The organism is Streptomyces chisholmiae, assembly GCF_031845445.1.
Classification (GTDB): Bacteria; Actinomycetota; Actinomycetes; order Streptomycetales; family Streptomycetaceae; genus Streptomyces; species Streptomyces chisholmiae.
In genome coordinates this window covers 1-457 of record NZ_JAVREO010000174.1, presented here as the reverse complement: position 1 = coordinate 457, position 457 = coordinate 1, and the positions used below count along the sequence as shown (strand labels likewise).

Here is a 457-nt window from a genome sequence, read left to right as displayed (position 1 = left end):
CGGGGCACCCCGGCCACTCCGGGGACCTGGCCGGGTACGGCCGGTGCCGCGGGGGCTGCCGCAACTCCGGGGACCTGGCCGGGCACCGGAGCGAGCTGGCCCGGCACGGCTGGAGTAGCCGGGGCTGCCGCGACGCCCGGTACCTGGCCGGGCACCGGCGCGACCTGTCCGGGCACTCCTGGTGCCGGAGCCGCTGGTGCAGGCGGAGCAGCCGCCGCTGCCGCGTTCTGGCTGAGCACCCGCAGCAGGTCAGGTTTCATCTGCTGCAGCTGCGATCCCCAGTAGTTCCAGTTGTGGGTGCCGTTCGGCGGGAAGTCGAACTTCGCGTTGCGCCCGCCCGCGGCCACGTACTTCTGCTGGAACTCCTTGTTGGAGTTGATGGTGATGTTCTCCAGGAACTGCGCGCTGTACAGGGTGCCGAAGTTGCCGCCGGTACCGTCGAGTTCGGAGGGAACGC

1 protein-coding gene is annotated in these 457 nt (G+C 71.1%); it reads right to left on the bottom strand.

Going from position 1 to position 457, the window contains the following annotated elements:
* Nucleotides 1-457: alpha/beta hydrolase-fold protein (locus RM844_RS32650; protein WP_311671059.1), on the bottom strand; the 457-nt coding region annotated here is incomplete at both ends.